Source organism: Pseudomonas sp. 24 E 13 (genome assembly GCF_900004715.1).
In the GTDB taxonomy this organism is placed as follows: Bacteria; Pseudomonadota; Gammaproteobacteria; order Pseudomonadales; family Pseudomonadaceae; genus Aquipseudomonas; species Aquipseudomonas orientalis_A.
The window spans coordinates 103,213-128,491 of sequence record NZ_CVTO01000112.1 but is presented as its reverse complement, the minus strand read 5'-3'; the positions used below and the strand labels follow the sequence as shown (position 1 = coordinate 128,491).

Annotated in this window: 24 protein-coding genes; 11 read left to right on the top strand and 13 right to left on the bottom strand. The window is 61.5% G+C overall.

From position 1 onward, the window contains the following. The first annotated feature begins 134 nt into the window (after positions 1–134). Both BFP90_RS11720 and BFP90_RS11715 read left to right on the top strand, forming a co-directional pair. The gene (locus BFP90_RS11720; RefSeq protein ID WP_065883373.1) at positions 135–506 is read left to right on the top strand and encodes a hypothetical protein; all 372 of its coding nucleotides are present in this window, start codon (positions 135–137) and stop codon (positions 504–506) included. Between the two features lie 151 nt (positions 507–657). After that, positions 658–1,290 (top strand): TetR family transcriptional regulator, encoded by a 633-nt coding sequence (locus BFP90_RS11715; RefSeq protein ID WP_065883368.1) that lies wholly within the window; start codon positions 658–660, stop codon positions 1,288–1,290. 5 nt (positions 1,291–1,295) lie between these two features. On the opposite strand, the gene BFP90_RS11710 is transcribed toward BFP90_RS11715, so the two are convergent. After that, positions 1,296–1,793: a C40 family peptidase gene (locus tag BFP90_RS11710; protein ID WP_065896752.1), complete on the bottom strand. Its 498-nt coding sequence runs from the start codon at positions 1,791–1,793 to the stop codon at positions 1,296–1,298. Positions 1,794–2,142: 349 nt separating this feature from the next. Between BFP90_RS11710 and ureE the strand changes: the two genes are divergently transcribed. The 5 genes from ureE (at position 2,143) to BFP90_RS11685 (ending at position 6,208) form a co-directional block, all read left to right on the top strand. Further along, complete coding sequence (gene ureE, locus BFP90_RS11705) at positions 2,143–2,643, top strand: urease accessory protein UreE (protein ID WP_065896742.1); 501 nt, start codon at positions 2,143–2,145, stop codon at positions 2,641–2,643. After that, on the top strand, positions 2,640–3,314 hold the full coding sequence (locus BFP90_RS11700; protein ID WP_065894537.1) for an urease accessory protein UreF: 675 nt from the start codon (positions 2,640–2,642) through the stop codon (positions 3,312–3,314). Before ureE ends, BFP90_RS11700 begins: the two co-directional genes overlap by 4 nt. A gap of 21 nt (positions 3,315–3,335) precedes the next feature. Continuing rightward, positions 3,336–3,950 carry an urease accessory protein UreG gene (gene ureG, locus BFP90_RS11695; protein ID WP_065896741.1) on the top strand — a complete coding sequence of 205 codons (615 nt, stop codon included), beginning with the start codon at positions 3,336–3,338 and terminating at the stop codon, positions 3,948–3,950. A 20-nt stretch (positions 3,951–3,970) separates the two neighbouring features. Continuing rightward, complete coding sequence (locus BFP90_RS11690; RefSeq protein WP_065883363.1) at positions 3,971–4,543, top strand: HupE/UreJ family protein; 573 nt, start codon at positions 3,971–3,973, stop codon at positions 4,541–4,543. 555 nt (positions 4,544–5,098) lie between these two features. Beyond that, positions 5,099–6,208: an AGE family epimerase/isomerase gene (locus BFP90_RS11685; RefSeq protein WP_065896740.1), complete on the top strand. Its 1,110-nt coding sequence runs from the start codon at positions 5,099–5,101 to the stop codon at positions 6,206–6,208. Positions 6,209–6,331: 123 nt separating this feature from the next. Here the strand turns inward: BFP90_RS11685 and BFP90_RS11680 are convergent, their stop codons facing one another. The 9 genes from BFP90_RS11680 to BFP90_RS11635 all read right to left on the bottom strand — a co-directional run bounded on the left by BFP90_RS11680 (position 6,332) and on the right by BFP90_RS11635 (position 17,440). Next, positions 6,332–7,237 (bottom strand): cation diffusion facilitator family transporter, encoded by a 906-nt coding sequence (locus BFP90_RS11680; protein WP_065896739.1) that lies wholly within the window; start codon positions 7,235–7,237, stop codon positions 6,332–6,334. A 217-nt stretch (positions 7,238–7,454) separates the two neighbouring features. Next, the gene (locus BFP90_RS11675) at positions 7,455–8,222 is read right to left on the bottom strand and encodes an SDR family oxidoreductase (RefSeq protein WP_065894534.1); all 768 of its coding nucleotides are present in this window, start codon (positions 8,220–8,222) and stop codon (positions 7,455–7,457) included. Positions 8,223–8,999: 777 nt separating this feature from the next. Beyond that, positions 9,000–9,716 carry an ABC transporter ATP-binding protein gene (locus BFP90_RS11665; RefSeq protein ID WP_057724218.1) on the bottom strand — a complete coding sequence of 239 codons (717 nt, stop codon included), beginning with the start codon at positions 9,714–9,716 and terminating at the stop codon, positions 9,000–9,002. Next, entirely contained in the window at positions 9,713–10,588 is an 876-nt protein-coding gene (locus BFP90_RS11660; protein ID WP_065896738.1) for an ABC transporter ATP-binding protein, read from the bottom strand. Before BFP90_RS11660 ends, BFP90_RS11665 begins: the two co-directional genes overlap by 4 nt. Further along, the gene (gene livM, locus BFP90_RS11655; RefSeq protein WP_065896737.1) at positions 10,581–11,879 is read right to left on the bottom strand and encodes a high-affinity branched-chain amino acid ABC transporter permease LivM; all 1,299 of its coding nucleotides are present in this window, start codon (positions 11,877–11,879) and stop codon (positions 10,581–10,583) included. Before livM ends, BFP90_RS11660 begins: the two co-directional genes overlap by 8 nt. Positions 11,880–11,881: 2 nt before the next feature. Beyond that, complete coding sequence (locus BFP90_RS11650; RefSeq protein ID WP_034125666.1) at positions 11,882–12,796, bottom strand: ABC transporter permease subunit; 915 nt, start codon at positions 12,794–12,796, stop codon at positions 11,882–11,884. Between the two features lie 210 nt (positions 12,797–13,006). Further along, positions 13,007–14,140, bottom strand: coding sequence for a branched-chain amino acid ABC transporter substrate-binding protein (locus tag BFP90_RS11645; RefSeq protein WP_065896736.1), 1,134 nt, complete (start codon positions 14,138–14,140; stop codon positions 13,007–13,009). Between the two features lie 374 nt (positions 14,141–14,514). Beyond that, positions 14,515–15,798 carry an L-pipecolate oxidase gene (locus tag BFP90_RS11640; protein WP_065896735.1) on the bottom strand — a complete coding sequence of 428 codons (1,284 nt, stop codon included), beginning with the start codon at positions 15,796–15,798 and terminating at the stop codon, positions 14,515–14,517. 151 nt (positions 15,799–15,949) lie between these two features. After that, positions 15,950–17,440: an L-piperidine-6-carboxylate dehydrogenase gene (locus BFP90_RS11635; protein WP_065896734.1), complete on the bottom strand. Its 1,491-nt coding sequence runs from the start codon at positions 17,438–17,440 to the stop codon at positions 15,950–15,952. A gap of 154 nt (positions 17,441–17,594) precedes the next feature. Between BFP90_RS11635 and BFP90_RS11630 the strand changes: the two genes are divergently transcribed. The 3 genes from BFP90_RS11630 to nadE all read left to right on the top strand — a co-directional run bounded on the left by BFP90_RS11630 (position 17,595) and on the right by nadE (position 20,737). Next, on the top strand, positions 17,595–18,485 hold the full coding sequence (locus BFP90_RS11630; RefSeq protein ID WP_065894527.1) for a LysR family transcriptional regulator: 891 nt from the start codon (positions 17,595–17,597) through the stop codon (positions 18,483–18,485). Positions 18,486–18,691: 206 nt separating this feature from the next. Beyond that, entirely contained in the window at positions 18,692–19,906 is a 1,215-nt protein-coding gene (gene pncB / locus BFP90_RS11625; RefSeq protein ID WP_065883346.1) for a nicotinate phosphoribosyltransferase, read from the top strand. A 3-nt stretch (positions 19,907–19,909) separates the two neighbouring features. Then, on the top strand, positions 19,910–20,737 hold the full coding sequence (nadE, locus tag BFP90_RS11620) for an ammonia-dependent NAD(+) synthetase (protein WP_065896733.1): 828 nt from the start codon (positions 19,910–19,912) through the stop codon (positions 20,735–20,737). Positions 20,738–20,861: 124 nt separating this feature from the next. Here nadE and azu read toward each other — a convergent pair whose 3' ends face one another. Beyond that, complete coding sequence (gene azu, locus BFP90_RS11615) at positions 20,862–21,308, bottom strand: azurin (protein ID WP_065883471.1); 447 nt, start codon at positions 21,306–21,308, stop codon at positions 20,862–20,864. Positions 21,309–21,641: 333 nt separating this feature from the next. Here azu and BFP90_RS11610 point away from each other — a divergent pair, with 333 nt between their 5' ends. Further along, positions 21,642–21,824 carry a hypothetical protein gene (locus BFP90_RS11610; RefSeq protein ID WP_065883342.1) on the top strand — a complete coding sequence of 61 codons (183 nt, stop codon included), beginning with the start codon at positions 21,642–21,644 and terminating at the stop codon, positions 21,822–21,824. A gap of 71 nt (positions 21,825–21,895) precedes the next feature. Here the strand turns inward: BFP90_RS11610 and BFP90_RS11605 are convergent, their stop codons facing one another. Both BFP90_RS11605 and BFP90_RS11600 read right to left on the bottom strand, forming a co-directional pair. Next, a complete protein-coding gene (locus BFP90_RS11605; protein ID WP_065896732.1) occupies positions 21,896–22,786 on the bottom strand; it encodes a transglutaminase family protein in 891 nt (296 codons plus the stop codon). After that, positions 22,786–25,272, bottom strand: coding sequence for a circularly permuted type 2 ATP-grasp protein (locus tag BFP90_RS11600; protein WP_065894521.1), 2,487 nt, complete (start codon positions 25,270–25,272; stop codon positions 22,786–22,788). Before BFP90_RS11600 ends, BFP90_RS11605 begins: the two co-directional genes overlap by 1 nt. Between the last annotated feature and the right edge of the window lie 7 nt (positions 25,273–25,279).

The following is a 25,279-nucleotide window of genomic DNA, read 5'->3' as shown; positions in this document are numbered from 1 at the left end:
GCGAGCTAGAGCCTCCCGTGAGAACAATCAATTCTGTTGATTATTACCATTGTGTTTATGAACTTTTATATCGACTTATCAAGAGTAGCATTAGCCCTGTACCCACTTTATCGCCCTCCCGAGGAGCAACCATCATGAAACGCCAAGTACTTGCTACCGTCCTGTTATCCGTCCTGGCTTCCAGTGCCTTTGCCCTGCCAGCCGCCGAACAGGCCACCCCACAGAACCAGTCCCAGGCCGTGCAGTCGAGCCAGACCCTGGCCCGCAGCGGTTCGCAGGAAGATGAAAACCGTGACTACGCCAAAGGCGCTGTCGCTGAAAACGGTTCGGAGCAGGCCAACAAACGTGCCTACACCGAAGGCCTGACTGAAGGTGGCAACGACCGCCTGCAGGAAAAAGGTCTGGTAGAAGGCGGCGCTGAACAAGCCAATGACCGTGCCTATACCCAAGGTATCGCTGAAGGTGGTGCCGACCGTCTGCAAGAACTGCATCAAGCACAGAGCTGAGCCCGTGGTGGCCCAGAAAAAAGCCCGATCTGCCGATCGGGCTTTTGCTTTTCTATAGACCGCGTCACGTCTGCCCCCCGTCAAGTTCGACGCCGGCAAAGCGCTTTTGCTAGAGTGCGTCGTTGTACTCGCCGACAAAGCCCATCCGCTCATGCTGCCCCGCGCCGAACAGAAGCAACAGACTCGCCTCGCCTTGATGGACGCTGCCCGCCATCTGATGGAGTGTGGCCGTGGGTTTGGCAGCCTGAGCCTGCGCGAAGTGGCCAAGACAGCGGGCATCGTGCCCACCGGCTTCTATCGTCATTTTGCCGACATGGACCAGCTTGGGCTCGCGTTGGTCAGTGAAGTCGGCCAGACATTCCGCGCCACGATTCGCCTGGTGCGCCACAACGAATTCGTCATGGGCGGGATCATCGATGCGTCCGTGCGGATCTTTCTCGACGTGGTCTCGGCCAACCGTTCCCAATTCCTGTTCCTGGCCCGCGAACAATACGGCGGTTGCCTGGCCGTGCGCCAAGCCATAGGCGCGCTGCGCGAAGACATCACCCGCGACCTGGCGGCCGACCTTACGCTGATGCCCAAGCTGCAGCACCTAGACGCCGACGGCTTGCACGTGATGGCCGACCTGATCGTCAAAAGTGTGTTCGCCACCCTGCCCGACATCATCGACCCTCCCGCCCAGGCCCTGCCTGCCCACCTCACGCCCCAGGCGAAGATCACCCAGCAATTGCGCTTTATCTTTATCGGCCTCAAGCATTGGCAAGGCCTGGGCAGCACTGAGTAATACGATCAGCCGGCCTTGTGAAAACGCTTGGCGGTGGTGTAGTGCCTGTTCCAGTAACTATTGCTCAACGAATCGATACGCACGTTCTTGCCGGTACGCGGTGAATGGATAAATTTGCCATCGCCGATATACAGCCCGACGTGACTGACCCGCCCCTGCCCATTGCCTTTGAAAAAGACCGCGTCGCCCGGCTTCAACGCCGTGCGCTTGATGGTCGCGGCCGTTGAGCGGTGCATCGCAGCCGTGGTGCGCGGCAGCTGGATATTGGCTTGGGTCTTGAACAGATAGACCAGGAAACTGCTGCAATCGAACCCTTGCTCGGTGGAGGTACCGCCCCACTTGTAGGGTGTACCGAGCAGTTGATGGGCGCGGTCGATCACATTTTCGACCGAAGACGGTGCATGGACGGAAACAAACGTCGGCGGCTGTTGAAGAGTGGCCGAGGCTGAGGAAATAAGACAAGACAGGCTGACAATGACGGAACAGATAAGTGACTTGAACATGATGAACATCGCGACGGATTAAACACGGCGCGAATCTTAAAGAACCACCACGTAAGCTCACGAAGGCCAATTCTCTGGCTCTTGTAGGATTATTCCTTAAAGGCAGATGAAGAATTGTATGAAAGACGTTTCATGCAATTCATCGGCTTACTCCACGCAAAATGCCCCCTCCTGGTGCCGAGCGCCGCTCAAACGCACCAAATTGCAACACGCTCGCCCTTTACGGATGCCCTGCCGTGTAGCGCTCGCGCCCTGCTGACAGGGATTTCCTACGCGCCTGCCGGGTTGGCAAGGCCCTTGCTCTACCACCTTTATAGCCCCTTTATCGTTAATAGCTGGAAACCCTCCGATGCTGGTGATCCACCGCCGAATCGCCCCCCAGGCCCTCTGGGCCGCCGAGCTGCTGCTGAACTTCGAAGCCCGCAGCAAAAGCCGCCTGCGCTGTTTCAGTGCCGACGGTGAAGACGTCGGCTTGTTTTTGGAGCGTGGGCAACCGCCGCTGCACGATGGCGAATTCCTGCAAGCCGAGGACGGACGCGTCGTACGTGTCTGCGCGCGCCCTGAACAACTGCTGCATGTCACCTGCCGCAACGCCTTTGAACTGACCCGCGCGGCCTATCACCTGGGCAATCGCCATGTCGCCCTGCAGGTCGGCGATGGCTGGCTGCGCCTGCTCGATGACTATGTGCTCAAGGCCATGCTGGAACAGCTGGGCGCCGATGCGCACCCCATCGAGGCGCCTTTCCAACCCGAGCACGGCGCCTATGGCGGTGGTCATCATCACTCGCGCCATGGTGACGAAGACTTCAATTACGCGCCCAAACTGCATCAGTTCGGCGTGCGTCCATGAACCCGGCCTGGGCGCTGTTGCGCCTGGCCAGTCCGCAATTGCCGATTGGCGGCTACAGCTACTCCCAGGGCCTGGAAATGGCGGTGGAGAACGGCCGCGTCAACGATGCCGCCAGCGCGCGACGCTGGATCAGCGACCAATTGCTGCTCAATCTCGCGCGTTTTGAAGCGCCGTTGCTGCTCGCCCACTGTCGCGCCGCCGCGGAACAGGCCTGGCCGCGCCTGGCGCAGTTGTGTGAAGAACACCGTGCCAGCCGCGAAACCCGCGAGCTGTATCAGGAGAGCCGGCAGATGGGCTACTCGCTGCAACAACTGCTCAGTGGCTTGCCCGAGTTGGACGCCGACGCCCGTGATTTCCTTGACCAACAGCCTGAACCCCATCTGGCCCTTGGCTGGGCCCTGGCCGCACGGGCCTGGACCATCCGCCCCGACGACGCCCTCGCCGCCTGGCTGTGGAGCTGGCTGGAAAACCAGTTGGCCGTGCTGATGAAGACCCTGCCCCTGGGCCAGCAAGCCGCGCAGCGCCTGACCAGCGAACTGCTGCCGCTGTTGCAGCAGGCCCAGCACGAGGCAGGCCGCGTCGAACCCGATCACCTTGGCAGCGCCGCGTTTGGCCTGTCTTTGGCGTGCATGGCCCACGAGCGCCAGTACAGCCGCCTGTTCCGTTCCTGAGGCTTTTTTGGAGAACCCACCATGAACACACAACCCCTGCGCATCGGCATCGGCGGCCCGGTCGGCTCCGGCAAGACAGCCCTGACCCTGGCCCTGTGCCTGGCGCTGCGCGACCGCTACAACCTGGCGGTGGTTACCAACGACATCTACACCCGCGAAGACGCTGATTTTTTGGTGCGCAACCAGGCCCTGGCGCCGGAACGCATCATCGGCGTGGAAACCGGCGGCTGCCCGCACACGGCGATCCGCGAAGATGCCTCGATCAACCTGGAGGCGGTGGACCAGCTCAACCGCCGGTTTCCAGGCCTGGACTTGATTCTGGTGGAGTCCGGCGGCGACAACCTGTCGGCGACGTTCAGCCCCGAACTGTCGGACCTCACCATCTACGTGATCGATGTGTCCGCCGGCGACAAGCTGCCGCGCAAGGGCGGGCCCGGTATTTGCAAATCCGACCTGCTGGTGATCAACAAGATCGACCTCGCGCCGCTGGTGGGTGCCTCGCTGGAATTGATGAACAGCGACACCCAACGCATGCGCAATGGCAAACCTTTTGTGTTCAGCAATCAGAAAACCGGCGTCGGCCTGGATGAAATCGTCGCCTTTATCGAACGTCAAGGCCTGCTGACCGCTGCCTGATTCCCCTACGGAGCCTGTTTATGAACCTCAAGAAACTGTTCGCCACCGCCGCGCTGCTGCTGGCCCCCGCCCTCGCCTTCGCTCACCCGGGCCACGGCGACAATGGCCTGGTCGCCGGTATCAGCCACCCATTGGGCGGGCTCGACCACCTGCTGGCCATGGTTGCGGTCGGCCTGTGGGCGGCGCAGCAAAAAGGCAACGCACGCTGGGCGCTGCCGTGTGCCTTCGTCGGCACCATGTTGATCGGTGGCATGCTCGGTTTTGAAGGCCTGCAACTGCCGGCACTGGAAAGCGGGATCGCCGCATCGGTGCTGGCGCTGGGCCTGGCGGTAGCGCTGGCAGTGCGGCCACCGCTGTGGGTGGCGGTGGGGGCAACGGCGTTGTTTGCGTTGTTCCATGGCGTGGCCCATGGCCTGGAGCTGCCGGACATGTCCAGCCCCTGGGCGTACGCGGCAGGGTTTGTCGGCGCGACGGCTGCGTTGCATGCGGCGGGTTACGCGGTGGTGCGTTTCCTGCCTGCGGCGGCGGCACCGTTGGTGCGGGTGGCGGGGGCGGCTTCGGCGGCGACCGGGGTTTGGTTGTTGGCGGGCTGATCTTCAGCGCTGCTGAAGGCCTCATCGGGGCATCTACACAACTCTGTAGCGCTCAACCGTAACCACGATGCGAAGCGAGTCGCCCTTGATCTGCTTTTGATCTTGATCTCAGGCGCCCCGTTAAACCACGCTGGCCGAACGCAGGCTTGAATCCGTGGGCAACCCGGCAGGACGCCGGGTTAGCCGCACTGGGCCATGGATGGCCCATTGCGGCGGCCCACGGATTCAAGCCGGAGAGAGGGCACACCGAGCCCAGGCGAGGTGCCGAGTGGTGGGGCAAGAGCGTTTTGCTTACTTTTGCGCTTTTCAAAAGTGAGCCGCCGTAAGGGCGGAACCCTAAGTGGCCGTTACCGCAGAAACGGATATGTACTCGTTCCAATCCAGCATCCCGGCCAGCCCAGAGGCCGCCATCGGGGGCAAGCCCCCTCCCACATTTGTCGGTATTCACAAATCAAAGGTGGGAGGAGGCTTGCCCCCGATAGCGGCGCCACAGACACCACAGTTCCCAAGCCTGATAACATGCGCGCCACACCCCTGCCGTGACGACGCCAGCCAATGCCCATCGCTTCTCCACCCACTTTGAATTCCGTGCTCACGCACTTCCATGACCTGATCGTGCCGCTGTGGCAGGGCCCGGGCTGGAATGCCGACCTGGCACTACCGTTTGAGGCACTGGACGCCAATCATCAGCCACTGCCCCCGCAACGCTACCGCGCCATGGCGTGCGCCCGCCAGTTGTACCTGTTTGCCAGCCTGATCGGCGAGCCCGGCACGGACTTCGCGCAAGCGCGTGCGGCGCAGTTGTTCCGTTCCCTGCAACAGCATTTCCACGACGCCGAACACGGCGGCTGGTTCTACAGCATCGACCCGGCCGGGCAGCCACTGGATAAACGCAAAGACCTCTATACCCACGCCTTTATCATCTTTGCCTGCGCCCAATACTGGGCCAAGGTACGTGAACCCTTGGTGGAGTCGGTGCTCAATGCCGCGCTGGAAGTGGTCGCCCAACGCTTCGCCACCGGTGACGGCCTGTACGAAGCGGTGCTGGACCGCAACTGGGCCTCGCTCAAGTCCGGCCCATTGCAAAACCCGTTGATGCACCTGGCCGAAGGCTTCCTCGCCACCCTCGCGGTGCGTGAGGACGCCGAGGTACAAGCGGCCCTGCTGGCATTGGCGACGGCCATGCAGCAACGCTTCATCGACCGCGAACATGGCGTGATGCTGGAAAAACCGCTGGGTGCTGTGGATAACTGGTTTGAACCGGGGCACCAGTTCGAATGGTTCTTTTTGCTCGAGTCCTCGGCCGTACTGCGCGGCACACCGCTGCATGCGTCGCTGACACGGGCGTTCGCCTATGCCGAACACACCGGTGTGGATAAGTTGAGCGGTGCGGTCAGTGGCATGCTTTCAGTGGATGGCACGGTGCGCGACGGCACCCAGCGTATCTGGGCCCAGGCCGAGTACCTGCGGGCATTGACCTTGCGCCCCGGCAGCGAGGCGGTGCTGCAGCGTCAATTGCTGGCGCTGCAAGAGCATTTCCTGCATGAGAAGGGCTGGCATGAATGCCTGGATGCCGAGGGCAGGGTGAGCCGGCGGGATATGCCGTCTACCACGCCTTATCATTTGGCGACTTGCTATCAGGGTCTGATCCAGTATTTGAGCTGATCTTCAGGCCCTCATCGGGGGCAAGTCGAATCGTCGCACCGCCCCTCCCACCTTTGATTTGTGAATACAGTCAAATGTGGGAGGGGGCTTGCCCCCGATAGCCTCACTTCGGTCTAACTGACCTCACGCAATCCACTTGCGATCCCCAGTAAAACTGATCGTCAACCAGCGCGCCGCATCCGGCGTTCCCAGCGCTGTGGATATCTCTTCGCGCAACCCGTCGAGGGTCGCGACCTTATCCACCGGGTAATCGGCCGGCAACACCACATGAATTTCAATGAATCGTGCCCGCCCGTGCTTTTGCACGTAGGACACGTAGTCGTCGAAGCCATGCCTGGCCTGCGCCGCGTCCATCACTTCGCGCACGGTGTCGTCCAAGTGATCCGGAGCAATCCCCAGCACCTCACGCAAGGCCGGGCGCAGGATCTTGAACGCCGGCGCCAGCATGCTCAGGGCCAGCAGAATCAGGATCAGCGGGTCGACGTATACCGCCCACTCGCCATACCCCTGGGATTTGAGCAACAGTGCCGCCAGAAAGCTGATCAGCAAGCCCACCGACAGCATCGCGTCCACCAGCCAACTGATGTTGTCGAACTGGATCAGCGATGACTTGAGCGTGCGATTGCGGTAACGCACATAGAAGAAGTAGGCGAATTCCACCACGGTAAATACCGCCGCATACACGATCACCAGCCCCAACTCGATGTCGCGACCGCCATTGATGATGCCGAACACACCGTTGAGAAACGCATAGATGGCGATCAGCAGCAGGAAGCTGCCTTCGATCAACAGCACCATCGGCTCCAGGTGCCAGTAGCCGAACTGGAAACGCTCGTTGCTTTTCTTGGCGATCAGCTTGGCCGTGATCAACATCAACACCTTGATGGCGGTGGCGATCAGCGAGAAAAAGCCGTCGAACAGAATGGATTGGGCGCCGGATATCACACCCGTGACAATCCCGGCGATCGCGACGGCGAACATCAGGATGGTCGATTGTTTGAGCAGTGCCTGCTCACCTCGGTTACTCACATTTCCTCCCGTCAAAACCTTTAGACCGCAGGGTGCGGTGGGGTTTTCAGGGGTGGAGTGTACCTTATGGCCTGTTTTTGGCCGATTTGACGCCATTTACTGTAGGAGCGAGCTTGCTCGCGAAAACCCCGAGCGCGCCGCGTGAATTCAGGATGCCCGCGTCATCGTTAACGTTTTTCGCGAGCAAGCTCGCTCCTACAGTGTATCGCGCAGGTGCTTAGCCCTTGGCCCCACGCTCAATCGCAAACCCAGCCCAGGTCTGGCTCACCGGCATCAACTCCAACCGGTTGATATTCACGTGCGCCGGGGTGTTGAGCACCCAGAAGATTGTGTCGGCAATATCCTGCGGCTGGATCGGCTCGGCGCCGGCATAGGTCGCGTCATAGCGCGCCTGATCCCCACCGAAACGCACCAGGGAAAACTCGCTCTCGCACAAGCCCGGCTCGATGTTGGTCACACGCACGCCAGTGCCTTGCAGGTCACAGCGCAGGTTCAGCGAGAATTGCTTTACGAACGCCTTGGAGCCGCCATACACGTGGCTGCCCGGGTAGGGGTAGCTGCCGGCGATGGAACCCAGGTTGATGATCCCGGCGCCACGGCCATGGGCGATCAGGCGCGGCAGCAGCAGGTGGGTGGTGGTCAACAGGCCCTTGATATTGGTGTCGACCATGGTTTCCCAATCGTCGAGGTTGCACTTGGGCGCAGGGTCGGTGCCCACGGCCAGGCCGGCGTTGTTGATCAGCCCGCGCAGCGTGGCGAACGATGGCGGCAGGTTGGCGATGGCCTCTTCCATGCCTTGGCGATCACGCACGTCCACCACCAGGCCATGCACTTCGGTCTGACGGGAGAGCTCTTCGACCAGCGCGTTCAAGCGCTCGGCACGCCGGCCGGTGAGCACCAGTTTCCAGCCGGCCTCGGCAAAACGGCGGGCGCAGGCTTCACCGAAACCTGAAGTGGCGCCAGTAATAAACAGCGTGTCGGACATGGTGTTCTCCTTGCGGGCAACGAAAAAAGTTGCCAGCAGAATGCCCTTACGCCGCCGTTGCGGCAACCGCTATACGCACGCCTACATGCTGGCTTGATCATTTTTTAACCAGACCTGGCAGCGCTATATGAATCGCGGCCTGCAGCCATGTACGCGCAGGTTATCCACAACTGCGCCCACAGTCTTTGGGGGCAAGTGCACATCGCCTCGGGCCACGGTATACAAGGCTTGCAGGTGTTTGCGGAAAGTTTTTTGCTTGACCAGGACGCAGGGCATATGCAGGCAATTTCACTCGATGGGATACGAACGATGGCTACAGGCCAGTCATTCCGGCCTCTGCGGCGGTCTTTCCAGAGTTTAATCACAGACTTATCCACAGGCTGAACTGACCTGTTTCGGTCATATACCTGTGTCTTTAAACAGGTTGACAAAACCCTCGGACGGTCGTGAAAAAGCCCCTGATCAAAAAACAACCACAAGCCTGCAGACCACGTATTCAAAGGCTTGCAGCCAGGTACTCCCACGTTACCCACAGCCGGTTCCACAGTGGATGGGGACAAGTCAAAACTGTGACAAAACAGGGATTTGCGGCGGCTATATGTCGCGCTTTGGAGGAGGGCTGGAATTGTTTTCCACAATTTGGTGGAAGCTCTGCGCGCTGATCGTTCCCACGCTCCGCGTGGGAATGCAGCCGGGGGCGCTCTGCGTCCCAAAGCGTGACGCGGAGCGTCACAAGAGGCGTTCCCACGCGGAGCGTGGGAACGATCAGGTGGGGGGTCAGTGACCGCCGAGGTAGGCGTTGCGCACTTCCTCGTTCACCAGCAATTCCTTGCCGGTCCCCGTCAGGCGAATCTCACCGTTGACCATCACATACGCCCGGTCCGAGAGGCGCAGGGCGTGGTTGGCATTCTGCTCCACCAGGAAGATAGTCATCCCGGTGGAGGCCAGCTCGCGCAGGGTGGAAAAGATCTGCTTCACCACAATCGGCGCCAGGCCCAGACTCGGCTCATCGAGCAGTAACAGCTTGGGCCGGCTCATCAGCGCGCGGGCGATGGCGAGCATTTGCTGCTCGCCGCCGGACATGGTCATCGCCCGCTGGTTGCGCCGCTCCTTGAGCCGTGGGAACAGCTCGAACATGCGCTGCATGTCCTCACCGGCGAACTTGTCGCCAATGGGAATGGTGCCCATCAGCAGGTTTTCCTCGACGGTCATGTCAGGGAATACCCGCCGCCCTTCCGGCGACTGCGCGATGCCGTTGGAGGCAATGTAGTGGGACGACTTGTGGGTGATGTCCACGCCGTTATAGAGAATCTGCCCCGACTCGGCCCGAGGCTGGCCGAAGATCGACATCAGCAGCGTGGATTTGCCCGCGCCGTTGGAGCCGATCAGGCTGACGGTTTCGCCTTCGTTGATGTGCAGCGAGACTTTTTTCAGGGCCTGGATCGGGCCGTAGAACACGTCCAGGTCCTTCATTTCGAGGATAGGCCCGCTCATACCAGCTCCTCTTCGTCCGCGCCCAGGTAGGCGGCAATCACTTTCGGGTCGTTGCGGATCGCGTCCGGCCCGCCTTCGGCGATCACGTTGCCGTGGTCCAGCACCACGATGTGGTCGGAAATACTCATCACCATGCCCATGTCGTGTTCGATCAGCACCACCGTGAGGTCGTGTTCGTCGCGCAGCAGGCGAATCATCGCACTGAGGGCTTCGGTTTCCTGGGGGTTGAGGCCCGCTGCCGGTTCGTCCAGGCAGATGATCTGCGGTCGCGTGCACATGGCACGGGCGATTTCCAGGCGGCGCTGCTGGCCGTAGGAAAGCTCGCCAGCAAGACGGTTGGCGCAGTCCACCAGGTCGACCACTTCCAGCCAGTAAAAGGCGTGGTCGAGCGCATCGCTTTCAGCCTTGCGGTAGCCCTTGGTGTTGAGGATGCCCGCGAGCATGTTGCGGTTGACCCACATGTGCTGGGCCACCAGCAGGTTTTCCAGCACCGACATTTCCTTGAACAGGCGAATGTTCTGGAAGGTCCGCGCCAGGCCGGCGCGGTTCACCAGGTGGGTGCCGCCGAACATTTTGTAGTACACGCGGCTGAGGAAGCTTTTCGGCGACACGAAATCGCTGGCCTTGAAGCGCTCGCCCAGCAACTGGATGACGTTGGTCTGCTTGCCGCGCACGTTGAGTTCGATCTTGCCGCCACTGGCCTTGTAGAAACCGGTGAGGCAGTTGAACACCGTGGTCTTGCCGGCGCCGTTGGGGCCGATCAGGGCGAAGATCGAGTTGCGTTCGACCTTGAGGCTGACATCACTCAGGGCCTTGATGCCACCGAAGTGCATCATCAGGTGTTCCACTACGAGCACGACTTCCTTACTCATGGCGCGGCTCCCTATTCGCTATGGCACCTTTACGTGGCGTCACACCGGTGCGGCTGATGCGGATCAGGCCGCGCGGTCTCCAGATCATCATCACCACCATCAACACGCCAAACAACAGCACGCGGTATTCGGAGAAACTGCGCAGCAGTTCCGGCGCCACGGTCAGCACGAACGCCGCGATGACTACGCCGACCGTCGAGCCCATGCCGCCCAGCACCACAATGGCCAGAATCAACGCCGACTCGAAGAAGGTAAACGACGACGGATTGACGAAGCCCTGGTAGCTGGCAAAGAACACCCCGGCCAACCCGGCGGTGGAGGCGCCGATGGTGAATGCCGAGAGTTTGACCAGCACGTGATTCAGGCCCATGGACCGGCAGGCGATTTCATCTTCGCGCAAGGCTTCCCAGGCGCGACCTACCGGCATACGGGTCAGGCGATGCTTGATGTACAACACCGCCAGCACCACCAGGAACAGCACGATGTAGATGAACATGAACTTGATGTTGGGGTTGTAATCGAGACCGAAGAACTCGTGGAACGGAATCCCGCCATCTTTGGCACGCTTGCCGAACTCGAGGCCCAGGAACGTCGGCGAAGGCACCGGCATCCCGTTTGGCCCGCCGGTAAACGACAGCCAGTTGTTCAGCACCAGGCGGATGATTTCACCAAAACCCAGGGTCACGATGGCGAGGTAGTCCCCGTGCATTCGCAGCACCGGGAATCCGAGTATGCACCCCGCCAAAGCCGCCGCGATCGCCGCCAGTGGCAGCACGCTCCAGAAGCCCAGGCCGAGGTATTGATAACCCAGCGCCAGGCCGTAGGCACCGATGGCGTAGAACGCCACGTAACCCAGGTCGAGCAGACCGGCCAGGCCCACCACGATGTTCAGCCCCAGGCCGAGCAACACGTAGATCAACCCGAGGATCACCACGGTGAGCAGGTACTTGTTGGCGAAAATCGGGAACACGATGGCGATCACGATCAGGGCTGGAATGATCCAGCGCAGCCGCGATTTGTAGTCCGGCGGCAACACGTGCACGCCGGAGCCGCTGCTTTCGAAACCCTGCAGGATCTTCACGCCCTTGGGGGTCTGCAGGAACAGGCTCAAGGCAAAACGCCCGGCCATCACAATGGCGACCAACGTGGCAACGCGCGCAGGTTCCAGGTTGAAGCTGTAGCCGTCGAGCACCACGCCTACGATCGGGCCGAACACGATCAGCGAAATCAGCCCGGCGAGGACCGTATCGACCACGCTTTTCTTGATATCAATGGATTTGGCAGCAGACATGTTTACACCTTCGCCACAAGTGGGCGACCAAGCAGGCCCTGGGGACGGAAAATCAGAATCACCACCAGCAGGGAGAAACTGAACACGTCTTTGTAGTCAGAGTTGATCAACCCCGCGAACAACGACTCGGAAATACCGAGGATGATCCCGCCCAGCATCGCCCCAGGCAGGGAGCCGATGCCGCCGAGCACCGCTGCGGTAAACGCCTTGATGCCGATGATGAAGCCGGCATAGAAGTCGAAGGTGCCGTAATTGAGGGTGATCAGCACGCCGGCCAGGGCAGCCATGGCGGCGCCGATGACAAACACGTAGGAGATCACGCGGTCGGTATTGATGCCCAGGATCGAGGCCATCTTGCGGTCTTGCTGGGTGGCCCGGCACATGCGGCCGAGCTTGGTGTATTTGATGATGTAGGTGAGCAACGCCATGCCGGCGAAAGCCGCCACGAGGATGAACACTTTGGTGTAGGTCAGTTGCACGAAGCCGGTGCCGATATCGACGCGCCAGGCGCCGGCGAGCAGGGTGGGAATGCCTTGTTGCTTGGCACCCTGGGCGATCTGCGCGTAGTTCTGCAGGATCAGGGAGATGCCGATGGCGCTGATCAGCGGTGCCAGTCGGGTGGAGTTGCGCAGCGGTTTGTAGGCGACACGTTCGATGACCCAACCGTATACGCCGGTAACGACCACGGTGAAGATCAGGGTGCCGAGAATGAGCAGCGGGAAGGATTCGATGCCGAAGTAAGCCAGCAGTGCCAGACTGATCGCCGCGAGGTAAGCGGAAATCATATAAACCTCGCCGTGGGCGAAGTTGATCATGCCAATGATGCCATAGACCATTGTGTAGCCGATGGCGATCAGGCCATAGACCGACCCGAGGGTCAGGCCGTTGACCAGTTGCTGCAGGAAAATACCATCCATAACGCAATCTCACGCGGTGAGCACCTGCACACCGAGGGGTGTGCGGCGCTTCTGGAGGAAAACAGAGGCTAGGCACGCGCCCTCCCTTGTAGGAGCGAGCTTGCTCGCGAAAAACCAGAGAACGCCGTGTGCATCCAGGAAACCAGCGTTATCGTTGACGTTCTTCGCGAGCAAGCTCGCTCCTACAGGGAGGTCATGCAGTCGGTTGGGTTACTTCTGTTTTTCCAGCTGGTGGTATTTGCCGTCTTTATCCCACTGGTAAACCACGTAGTCGGAGATTTTCAGGTCGCCCTTGGCATCCCAGGTTTTTTCGCCCATGACGGTTTTAACCGGGTTGGCCTTGAGCCACTTGGCAGCGTCCTCGCCCTTGTTGGACTTGGCGCCGTTGAAGCCGGCGGACAGGGCCTGGATCGAGGCGTAGGCATACAGGGTGTAGCCTTCCGGCTCGTACCCGCTTTTACGGAAGGCATCCACCACTGCCTTGCTCTCTGGCAACAGACGCGGGTCAGCACCGAAGGTCATGTAGACGCCATCCACGTACTGGTTGCCACCGGCGGTTTTTGCCAGTTCATCGGTCACTACGCCGTCATCGGACATAAACGCGGCCTTGAGGCCTGCCTCGCGAATCTGGCGAACCAAAGGACCGGCTTCGGGATGCAGGCCACCGAAGTACACGACATCGGCGTCAATGGAGCGGATCTTGGTGACCAGGGCGCTGAAGTCTTTCTCGCCACGGGTCAGGCCTTCTTCCAGCACCGGCTTGACGCCGCGCTTGGTCAGTTGGGCAGCGGTGGCGTCAGCCAGGCCCTTGCCGTAGGTGTCCTTGTCATTGATCACCGCGACTTTCTTGCCTTTGAGCACGTCGACGATGTAGTCGCCGGCGACGATGCCCTGCTGGTCGTCACGCCCGCACATGCGGAACATGGCGCCCAGGCCGCGCTCGGTGACCTGTGGGTTGGTGGAGCCGGGCGTGATCGCGATAATGCCTGCTTCGTCGTAGACCTCAGACGCCGGGATGGTGTTGGACGAGCAGAAGTGCCCGACCACGCCGATCACTTTGTCCTGGTCCGCCAGGCGGTTAGCCACTGCGACTGCCTGTTTTGGCTCGCAGGCGTCATCGCCGGCCACCAGCTTGATCTGCTCGCCGTTAATGCCACCGGCCTTGTTGATAACATCGGCTGCCGCCTGGGCACCCTTCATGTACTGCTCACCGAAAGCGGCGTTGGCGCCCGTCATCGGGCCTGCCACACCAATTTTCACATCAGCTTGAACAAACGTAGAAACACCCAGCGCCGCTGCAACGGCGAGGGCCAGAAAACCTTTCTTGTAAAACGTCTGGGACATGAGTGGTGCTCCGATATTTTTGATTTTTGGCACGACAACTTGCATTCAAACCTTTCACTGAAAGCTCAGAGCAAGCCGCGTGCCATTACTTTTTTATTCTTCAAAAAGACACGGTGTCATTGTTATTGCACGCGTTTCGCGTCCCCCCGCCAGGACGTGCAACCGTCTAGCCTCGACAGGTGCAACCTACAGGCCAAAAAAGTGCAACCTTGAACGGTGGCACCTGCAACCGAAGGGATAAACGACAGCTCCAGGCGCTGTAACCCCGTGCGTAACGGAACTGCACATTTACAGTGCGTGATTGCTACGACTTGCACCAATACAGATGGGTAGCCGGCTAAGAAAATACCGGCTAACGAGCGCTGTTACGCGGGTCAGACCACGATCCGCAGGCATTGCCCCGCGTGGTACAGCGAGAACCCCGCCTCATAGAGGCAACTGCGCAGGCCCGCGCCCGCCAGGGGTTGCATCGGTGCAAAGGGAATCGGCAGCGACTGGGGATTGTGGTGACACAAATAGTCGGCAAACGCCTTGCCGACCACGCTGCCTGTGGTCACGCCGCGCCCGTTGTAGCCGGTGACCGCCACCAGCCCGGGCGCCGGCTCGAACAAACGCATCAAGTGATCGGGGGTAAACGCGATGCAGCCGGTCCAGGTGTATTCCCACTGCACCGATTTGAGATAGGGGAAGTAATGCTGCTGCACCCGATCGGCCCACGCCTTGAGGAACCAGGCCGGTTTCTGGTTACCGTTGCCCAGGCTGCCGAGCAACAGACGACCATCGGCGTCGCGGCGAATGCTGCTCAGCACCTGGCGTGTGTCCCATGAGCCCTGGCCGCCAGGCAGGATTCGCCCGGCGGCGTCATCGGTGAGCGGCGCCGACGCCACCTGATAGTAGTAACCGGGGAAGAAATTACGCCGCAGTTCGGTCCATTCACCTTCGGTATAGGCATTGGAGGCGATCACCACCTGGGCGGCCTGCACCGCGCCCTGGACGGTCTGCACAGACCAGACTGCACCCTGGCGCTCAAGCCGGGTGACGGGGGAATGATCGAACAACTGCCCGCCCAACCCGACGGCCGCATTCGCCAGACCGCTGGTGTAGGCCATTGGGTTCAAGGTGCCGGCGCGTCGGTCCAGCAAGGCGGCGGCGATTTTCGTGGTGCCGGTGGCCTGCTCGCAGGCCTGCCCGGTGAGCAACTCGACCGGCGCGCCACGGCGCTTCCACTGTTCTTCTCGACTGCGCAGATCCGCCTCGCCACGGGCGTTATGCGCCATGTGCAGGGTGCCCTCGCGGCGCAACTGGCAATCGATGTTGTACTTGTCGATCAGGCCGAACACCAGCGCCGGTGCCGCGCCCAGCATGCGGTTGAGCTGGCTGCCTACGGCTGTACCGAAACCAGCTTCGATCTCGTCCGGCGGGATCCACATACCGGCGTTGACCAGCCCGACATTGCGCCCCGAACCGCCGTGACCGGTGCGATGGGCCTCCAGCACCGCAACACTTTTACCCTGTTCGAGCAAATGAATGGCGGCCGACAAACCGGTGATGCCGGCGCCGATCACGCACACATCCACCTTGACCTCACCTTTGAGCGCGGCACGATCCGGCCGATTGGGGGTGAGGTGTTCCCACAAGCATGTATCGCGTAAAGGCATTGCCAGACTCCGTAGAGGACCTAACAAACAGCTATTTTCAGTTGTGAACCCAATCAACTGTGGGAGGGGGCTTGCCCCCGATGCGGTGTATCAGTCAACAAGTGTGCAGCTGACCCACCGCAATCGAGGGCAAGCCCCCTCCCACATGGACTCAGTCGAACGTAATGCCCTGCGCCAACGGCAACTCCAGCGAATAGTTCACGGTATTGGTCTGGCGGCGCATATACCCGCGCCACGCATCCGAGCCCGACTCACGCCCGCCGCCGGTCTCTTTCTCACCGCCAAACGCGCCGCCGATCTCCGCGCCGCTCGGGCCGATATTGACGTTGGCAATCCCGCAGTCGCTGCCCACCGCCGACATGAACTGCTCGGCTTCACGCACATCGGTGGTGAAGATGCACGACGACAAGCCTTGTGGCACCGCGTTGTTCAGGCGCAGCGCTTCGGCAAAGTCGCTGTAGCCGATCACATACAGAATCGGCGCGAAGGTTTCGGTGCACACCACGTCGCTCTGCTCGGGCATTTCCACAATCGCCGGCGCCACGTAGTAAGCGTTGGGGAACTGGTCTTGCAGTTGACGCTTGCCGCCGAACACCTTGCCGCCCTCGCTCAAGGCCTGCTCCAGGGCGTCCTGCATGTTGTCGAAGCCGTGCTTGTCGATCAGCGGGCCGATCAGGTTGCCTTTCAGCGGGTGGCCGATGCGCACCTTGGCGTAGGCGGCCTTGAGACGGGTGACGATTTCCGCCTTGACCGATTCATGGGCGATCAGCCGACGCAGGGTGGTGCAACGCTGGCCGGCGGTGCCGACGGCGCTGAACAGGATCGCACGCACGGCCATGTCCAGGTCGGCGCTCGGGCCGAGAATCATCGCATTGTTGCCGCCCAGCTCAAGGATGCTGCGGGCAAAGCGCGCGGCGACTTTGGGCGCCACTTCACGGCCCATGCGGGTGCTGCCGGTGGCGCTGATCAGCGCCACACGCGGGTCATCCACCAACGCGGCGCCGGCATCGCGGCCGCCGATGATCACTTGGCTGAGGTACTGCGGTGCATCCTTGAAATTTTTCAACACACGCTCGAACAAGGCCTGGCAGGCCAGCGCGGTGAGCGGGGTCTTTTCCGACGGTTTCCAGATCACCGCATTGCCGCACACCAGCGCCAGGGTGGTGTTCCACGCCCACACCGCAACCGGGAAGTTGAACGCGCTGATCACGCCGACCACGCCCAGCGGGTGCCAGGTTTCACGCATATGGTGACCGGGACGCTCGGAGGCGATGGTCAAGCCGTACAACTGGCGCGACAAACCGACGGCGAAGTCGCAGATGTCGATCATTTCCTGGACTTCCCCCAGGCCTTCCTGGGTGATCTTGCCGGCTTCCCAGGAGACCAGCTCGCCCAGGTCGGCCTTGTACTCGCGCAACACGTCGCCGAACTGGCGCACCAGCTCGCCGCGACGCGGGGCCGGTACTTTGCGCCAGGCGTCGAATGCATGCTCGGCGCGACTGACCTGCTGCTCCACCTCGGCGGCCCCTTCCCAGTTCACGGCGCCGATGCGGCTGCCATCGATCGGCGAATGCACAGGCTGTGTACCCGCCTGGTACAACGCCGGGTTTACGCCTAGACGGTCAAGCAATGCAGCAACCATGGGGTACTCCTTCAAATCTGCAAACACAAAATTGCGCCGCCGCAGACACGGCGATCCAGGCCTCATTTGTAGCTGGCCCAAGACTTGCCAACAAACGACGATTAGGCGAGATATCATTCCGTTTATTCATGCGAAGAATAAAAAGAGGCATGCCGTGCTGAACAAAAGACATTTGCCCTCGATCACCGCCCTGCAGTGTTTCGAAGCCGCCACGCGCCACCTGAGCTTTACCCGCGCCGCCGAGGAACTCAACCTCACGCAAAGCGCGGTGAGCAAACAGGTGGCGCAGTTGGAAGAGTTGCTGCAGCACCTGCTGTTTCGCCGCGTGCGGCGCCGCTTGCAGATGACGCCGGCGGGCGACCTGTACCTGGTGGAAGTGCGCAAGATCCTCTCCCTGGTGGAGATGTCCACCCATTATCTGCGCTCCTACGGCGGCGAAACCGAAGTGCTGCGCGTGTCCACGCCCTACACCTTCGGCGCGCGCTGGCTGGTGCCGCGCCTCAAGGGCTGGCGCCTGCGTCACCCAAACATCCATCTGGACCTGTGCAACGAACAGGAACCGGATGAACTGCTGCAGGGCAAGGCCGACATGGCGTTCTATTTCGGCCAGGGTTCACGCCCCGGCACCGAGAGCGTGAAGTTGTTCAGCGAAGAGCTTGTACCTGTGTGTTCGCCCGAGAGCCTGCCGGCAGAGCCGTTCACCGACCCGACCCAACTGAGCGAACTGGTGCTGCTGCAAAACGCCTCGCGACCCCAGGGCTGGCATGACTGGTTCGCCAGCCAGGGTTTGCACACCGAACACAGTTATCACGGGCCGCGCTTCGACACCTTTTATATGTGCATTCGCGCCGCGCAGGTCGGCTGCGGCGTGGCGCTGCTGCCGCGGTTTCTGGTGGAAGAGGAATTGGCCGAGGGTAAGTTGGTGATTCCCTGGCAGCATGGGATGCCGAGCCAGGATGCGTATTACCTGGCTTATCCGGAGCATGCGGCGGAGGTGCCTAAAGTGAGGGAGTTTGTGAAGTGGATGCTGGAGCAGGTTATTTAGTGCCTGGAATATAGCCATCGGGGGCAAGCCCCCTCCCACATTTGAAATGCATTCCAAGTGTGGGAGGGGGCTTGCCCCCGATGGCGCCAGTGGCCCCGGCAAAAAAATCACTGGCAAACCAACCCAGGTCTATGCGCCACTAGCCCCCTTCCTCAATTGTGCGTAAAGGCCGACGCCCAGCGTCGACCCGTCTGGAGATTCCCGTTATGAGCGAGAGTGTGTTTGCCGATCGCATCGTGCAGAACCTGCTCGACACCGACTTCTACAAGCTGACCATGATGCAGGCGGTGCTGCACAACTACCCGAATGTGGAAGTTGAATGGGAGTTTCGTTGCCGCAACAGCGAAGACCTGCGCCCGTACCTGGCGGAGATTCGCTACCAGATCGAGCGTCTCGCCGAGTTAAGCCTGAGCCCGGACCAATTGGGCTTCCTGGAACGTATCAGCTTCATGAAGCCGGACTTTTTGCGCTTCCTCGGGCTGTTCCGCTTCAACCTGCGCTACGTGCAGACCGGCATCGAGAACGGCGAGCTGTTTATCCGCCTGCGCGGGCCGTGGCTGCATGTGATCCTGTTTGAGGTGCCAATGCTGGCCATTGTCAGCGAAGTGCGTAACCGCTACCGCTACCAGACCGTGATCCTGGAACAGGCCCGCGAGCAGCTGTACCGCAAGTTCGACTGGCTGACGGCGAATGCCGCCAGCGATGAACTGTCGGAGCTGCAAGTGGCCGACTTCGGCACGCGTCGACGCTTTTCGTACCGGGTGCAGGAAGAAGTGGTCAGCGTACTCAAGCACGACTTCCCCGGCCGCTTTGTCGGCACCAGCAACGTGCACCTGGCCCGCGAATTCGACATGAAACCGTTGGGCACCATGGCCCATGAATGGATCATGGCCCACCAGCAACTCGGCCCGCGCCTGATCGACAGCCAGATCGCCGCCCTTGACTGCTGGGTCCGCGAATACCGTGGCCTGCTGGGCATCGCCCTGACCGACTGCATCACCACCGATGCGTTCCTGGGCGACTTCGACTTGTACTTCGCCAAGCTGTTCGACGGCCTGCGCCACGACTCCGGCGACCCGGTGCAGTGGGCGGAAAAAGCCATCGCCCACTACCATAAGCTGGGTATCGAGCCGATGAGCAAGACCCTGGTGTTCTCCGACAGCCTGACGTTGCCCAAGGCCCTGGAGATTTTCCGCGCCCTGCGTGGTCGCATCAATGTGAGCTTTGGCATCGGCACCAACCTGACCTGCGACATTCCAGGGGTGGAACCGATGAGCATCGTGCTTAAAATGACCGCGTGCAATGGCCAGCCCGTCGCCAAGATTTCCGATGAAGCGGGCAAGACCCACTGCACCGACCCCAATTTTGTCGCCTATTTGCGTCACGTTTTCAAAGTACCTGCCCTATCCAGCAAGGAGTGAAGCATGCAAGCCGTACAGCGTGAGATTGCGCAGCAGCTCAAGGTGCAAGCGCCGTTCAAAGACCAGGCCGCCCTTGAGGCAGAAGTCGCCAGGCGCGTGGCCTTTATCCAGGACTGCCTGCGCAATTCCGGGCTCAAGTCGCTGGTACTGGGCATCAGTGGGGGTGTCGATTCCCTCACCGCAGGCCTGCTGGCCCAACGTGCCGTGCAGGAACTGCGCGCCAGCAGCGGCGACGCGGCCTATCGTTTCATCGCCGTGCGCCTGCCCTACGAAACCCAGTTCGACGAACTCGATGCCCAGGCTTCGGTGGACTTCATCGAACCGGACGAGCGCCACACCGTCAACATCGGCCCGGCGGTCAAAGCCCTGGCCAAGGAAGTCGCGGCGTTCGATGACAAACCGGCGGCCTCCCGCGATTTCGTGCTGGGCAACACCAAGGCGCGCATGCGCATGGTCGCGCAGTACACCATCGCCGGCGCAACCGGTGGGCTGGTGATCGGTACCGACCATGCGGCGGAAGCGGTGATGGGCTTTTTCACCAAGTTCGGGGATGGCGCCTGCGACCTGGCGCCGCTGAGCGGGCTGGTGAAAAACCAGGTGCGTGCGATTGCGCGGCATTTCGGCGCGCCGGAGTCGTTGGTGGAGAAAGTCCCGACCGCCGACCTGGAGGACCTGTCGCCGGGCAAGCCGGACGAAGCGTCACATGGCGTGACCTATGCCGAAATCGACGCGTTCCTGCACGGTGAGCCCGTGCGTGAAGAGGCGTTCAGGATTATCTGCGAGACGTACCGCAAGACGGAGCACAAGCGGGTGATGCCGTTTGCGCCTTGAGGTGAGGCAGGTAGTTTTGCATTGATTGCCAGAATGCCATCGGGGGCAAGCCCCCTCCCACATTGACTGTGTTCACAAATCAAGTGTGGGAGGGGGCTTGCCCCCGATGAACGATAACGCGGTCTTACTTGACGGTCACAGTGCCTTTCATCATCGAAATATGGCCTGGGAACGAGCAAAAGAACATGTAGTCCGTGCCCGCCGTCAGCTTCGACACGTCGAACGTCACCGAATCTTTCTCGCCGGCACCAATGAGCTTGGTGTGGGCGATGATGCGGTCGTCGCCTTCCTTGAGGTAGTTTTTGTCAACACCGGCGGCCATGCCGTCGCTGGCAACCGGCTGCATGTTGGCGGCGCTGGTCAACACCCAGTTATGCCCCATGACGTTTTTTGGCAGGTTGCCCGAGTGCGTCAGCTCGACGGTGAACTGCTTGCAGCTCTTGTCGATGGTGATTTCTTTGGTGTTGAACGACATCTGGTCGGTGGAGTCGACAGTGACCTTGCACTCTGCAGCAAGCAACTGGCCGCTAGCCAGAGTCAGCAGGGAAACAGCAACGAGTTTGGCGAACATGTGAATCTCCAGGGCAGGGTTGGAAAACGCGTATTGCGACAAAGGGTGCCTCAAGCAGGCTTAAGTTCTTATGATCTGCATCAACAGATTGTATACAACTTTAGGCTATCAGGCTGATCAACACAATCTAACATCCGCCTCCACGGCAACCGGATATGATCGGCCCATCCCCCACTGGAGCCCGCGCCATGCCCCTCAATCAACTGTTCAACGGCCTGTTTGCCGCTTACGCCAGCGGTAAGTGAAGGCCAAGCGCGCTGCGAAGCTGCTACCATAGCGACCCAAGGCAGCCGCGCGCCGCCCACCCTCACCTTCGACCCTAGAGGATCGCCCATGGCCAAACCTAATTACTCCTTCGCCAAACGTCAGAGAGACTTGGCCAAGGAACAGAAGAAAGAGGAAAAGCTGCAACGCAAGAAAGCCGCTGCTGATGAAGAAGCGGGCGCACTGAACCCGGACGTCGACGCTGAAGCAACCGGCGACGACACTGAAACACCAAAAGATCCGGCTGAATAATTGATCGTTCCCACGCTCTGCGTGGGAATGCAGCCTGGGACGCTGCGCGTCCCGGCGCACCTGAAGCACGATCATTCCAGCGGCATCACCGTCACCCGCACCTCCGGGTCATGGTTCCCTCCCCCCAATATCACCCCGCGCAACGGCGACACATCGGAAAAGTCCCGGCCCCAGGCCAGGGTGATGTGCTCCAGTGCCGGCCGCACGTTATTCGTCGGATCGAAATCCACCCAACCCGACACCGGACAAAACACCGACACCCAGGCATGAGAAGCATCGGCGCCGATCAGCCGTGGCTGGCCGGGCGGCGGCTGGGTGAGCAGATAGCCGCTGATATAGCGCGCCGCCAGGCCCCGCGAGCGCAGGCAGGCAAGCATCAAGTGGGCGAAGTCCTGGCATACGCCGCGACGGCGCTCCAGCACTTCCACCAGCGGCGTGGCAACCTGAGTGGCTTCGGCATCGAAGGTGAATTCGCTGAAGATCTTCTGCATCAGCGCCTGCACGCCTATCAACAGGGGTGCGCCGGGCGGGAAGCAGCTTTCGGAGAACTCGACGAAGGTTCTTTTCAAATGCACGTAAGGCGATTCGAAGCGATAGCGGCAGGCTTCGATGATCTGCGGTGACAGCGGCTGGCTGCTGTAGGTAAAGCTGTCACGGGTGCGGTCCCACGCCGGCGACTGGCGCAAATCCAACGGCGGCCGCGCCAGCACTTCCACGGTCAGGCCGGCGTTGATCAGCAATTCGTCATGGGGCCGTTCGAACGCCAGGCGGGTGATCGGGTTGCCGAACACGTCCAGCTCATCGCGGCGTGACGAGGGCTGCGGGCTGATATCCAGGGTCTGCCAGGTGCACCGTTGCCACGCACAGGGCCGCGGCCATAAATGCGCCAGCTGCTGGGCCAGGGACACCGGGCTGTCGTAGTGATAATGGGTGTCATGGAAAATCTGATAGCGCGCACTCATCACACCGACACCGTTTGCTGGCTGACATCATCCACATGGGCAAAGTGGCGCAGGGCCAGGCGGTCCGACACTTGCCCGCTTTCATCGGCGACCGCTTGCAGCAGGTCGGCCAGGCCATCCAGGGCGGCGCGCACGCCGGATTCGCCGAACAGCGGGTTCTCCAGGCACCCCAGATCGAAACGCGCCAACTGTTCCACCAACGCTCCCAGGCCGGTTTCCCGTGGCACGCCGAAATCATCGTTCAAGCGACGCAAGGTGCGGCTCACCAGTTTGAGCTGGAACAGCACCGCATGGGGGTTCTGCTCGTCGAGCAACAACAGGTCGAGCACCGGAATCAGTTGCGGCACCGCCAGGTACCGCGAACGGTAGGTGATGCTGCTGTTGCCCAGTTCCAGCAACCATTCCAGCCCGGCCTGATCGAAGACCGCCACGCCGCGCAAAAACGCGGCAAGGCTGCCGCTCAGGAACTGCAGGCGCTCGATACGCCGGCCCATCATCAGGAAGCGCCAGCCCTCGTCGCGGGTCATATCGTCCAGGGCAAACCCGGACAGCGCCGCCAGGGACATCACCAGACGGTTGAGGAAGTCCAGCAACTCGCCGAAGTCCGGGGTTTCACGCTCCAATTCCATGGCTTCGCGTTGCAGCTCCACCAGCGCCTGCCAGTTTTCCCGGGACAACTTGCCGCGCACCTGGGACGCCGCCCACTGCAAGCGCTGCAAATTGGCGCGCAGGCTCGAGGGCCAGTCATCGCCGAGCAAGGCGGCCAGCAAGCGTTCGGGCAACTCGCCCTCTTCCGGCAACAGCCGCAGGCTTTCGCCCAGTTCGACCGCCGCCTGCAAGGCCAGCGGGTCGTCGCCGTCGACATAGCGCGCCAGCACAATACGCAGCCAGCGCGCGCTGTCATCGCAGCGCTCGCAATAACGGCCAAACCAGAACAGGTTCTCCACCACCCGAGACGGCAGATACGGATCGCGGCGCACCAGGTCGTGCGCGCCAATCACGCGCTGGGCGCGCCACTGCTCGCCACCGGGCGCACGTTCGCCGAGTACCCAGGTGTCCTTGCTCGCTCCGCCGCGTTGCATCGACACCACTTCGGCATCGGCTTCGGCGGCTACGCGGGTCAGGCCGCCGGGCAGCACACGGTAGCCGTCGTCACTGGCCACGGCGTACACGCGCATGCCGATGGCGCGGTGCTGCAAGTGGTCGTCCACGGTGTGCCACACCGGCGCCTGGGACAGCTGCGCCAGCTCCTGGGCAACATAGGCGTAGGGTCTGGCACGCATGCGGTCGGCCAGGGCCTGGCGTTGTTCGGCGTTCAGGTCGCGACCGAACACCGGGGCGAAACTCTGCGAGGGGAACGCCGGTTTGATCAACAACTGCGGCAGCTTCTCCAACGCCTCGGCCAGCACCGGCGCCTCGCCGCACCACCAGGTGGCGATGGACGGCAGGATCAGTGCTTCGCCAAATAAAAACTCATTGATCTTCGGCAGGAAGCCAAGCAGGCCCGGGGACTCCAGCACACCGCTGCCCAGGGCATTGGCCACCAGCACATTGCCCTGGCGCACGGCATCCAGCAGGCCCGGGACGCCGAGCGCCGAATCGGTGCGCAGCTCCAGGGGGTCGCAGAAGTCGTCATCCAGGCGCCGCATGATTGCGTGAACGCGGCGCAAGCCACTGAGGGTCTTGAGAAACACGGTGCTGTCGCGCACGGTGAGGTCGCCGCCTTCCACCAGGGGGTAGCCGAGCTGACGCGCGAGGTACAAATGTTCGAAATAGCTTTCGTTGAAGCGCCCCGGCGTCAGCAGCACGATCAACGGTGGCTGGTCATCGCCGGGCGCCTGGCGGGCCAGGGTTTCCTGGAGCGTGCGGAAGAAACCGGTGAGGTGTTGCACCTGCAGGTCACGGTAGAGGTCCGGGAAGGCGCGGGACACGATGGTGCGGTTTTCCAGGGCATAGCCGGCGCCCGACGGGGCCTGGGTTCGGTCGGCCGTCACCCACCAGCGTCCATCCGGCGTGCGGGCCAGGTCCACGGCGTACAGGTGCAGGAAAGCTCCGTCCGGTGGCTGGATACCCTGGCACGGCCACAGGAAGTTGTTGTGACCGAATACCAGCTCGGCGGGCAGCAGGCCTTCCTTGATCAGGCGCTGCGGCCCATAGAGGTCGGCGAGCACGGCATTGAGCAGGCGCGCCCGCTGGGCAATGCCGGCCGACAGGTGCTGCCACTCGTCAGCGGCCAGCACGTGGGGCAACAGGTCCAGTTCCCATGGGCGATCGGCGCCCTTGGGATCGGCGTAGACGTTATAGGTTACGCCGTTTTCCTGGATCTGCCGGGTCAGCAATGCCTGGCGCTGGGCCAGTTGGGCTGGCGTGCTGCGTTGCAGGTGGTCGAGCAGGCGCTGCCAATGGGCACGCACTGCGCCGCTGTCATCCAGCAGTTCGTGATAGGTGCCCGGAGTCAGCGGGTAACGGTCGAGCAAATCGGACATGGAACGC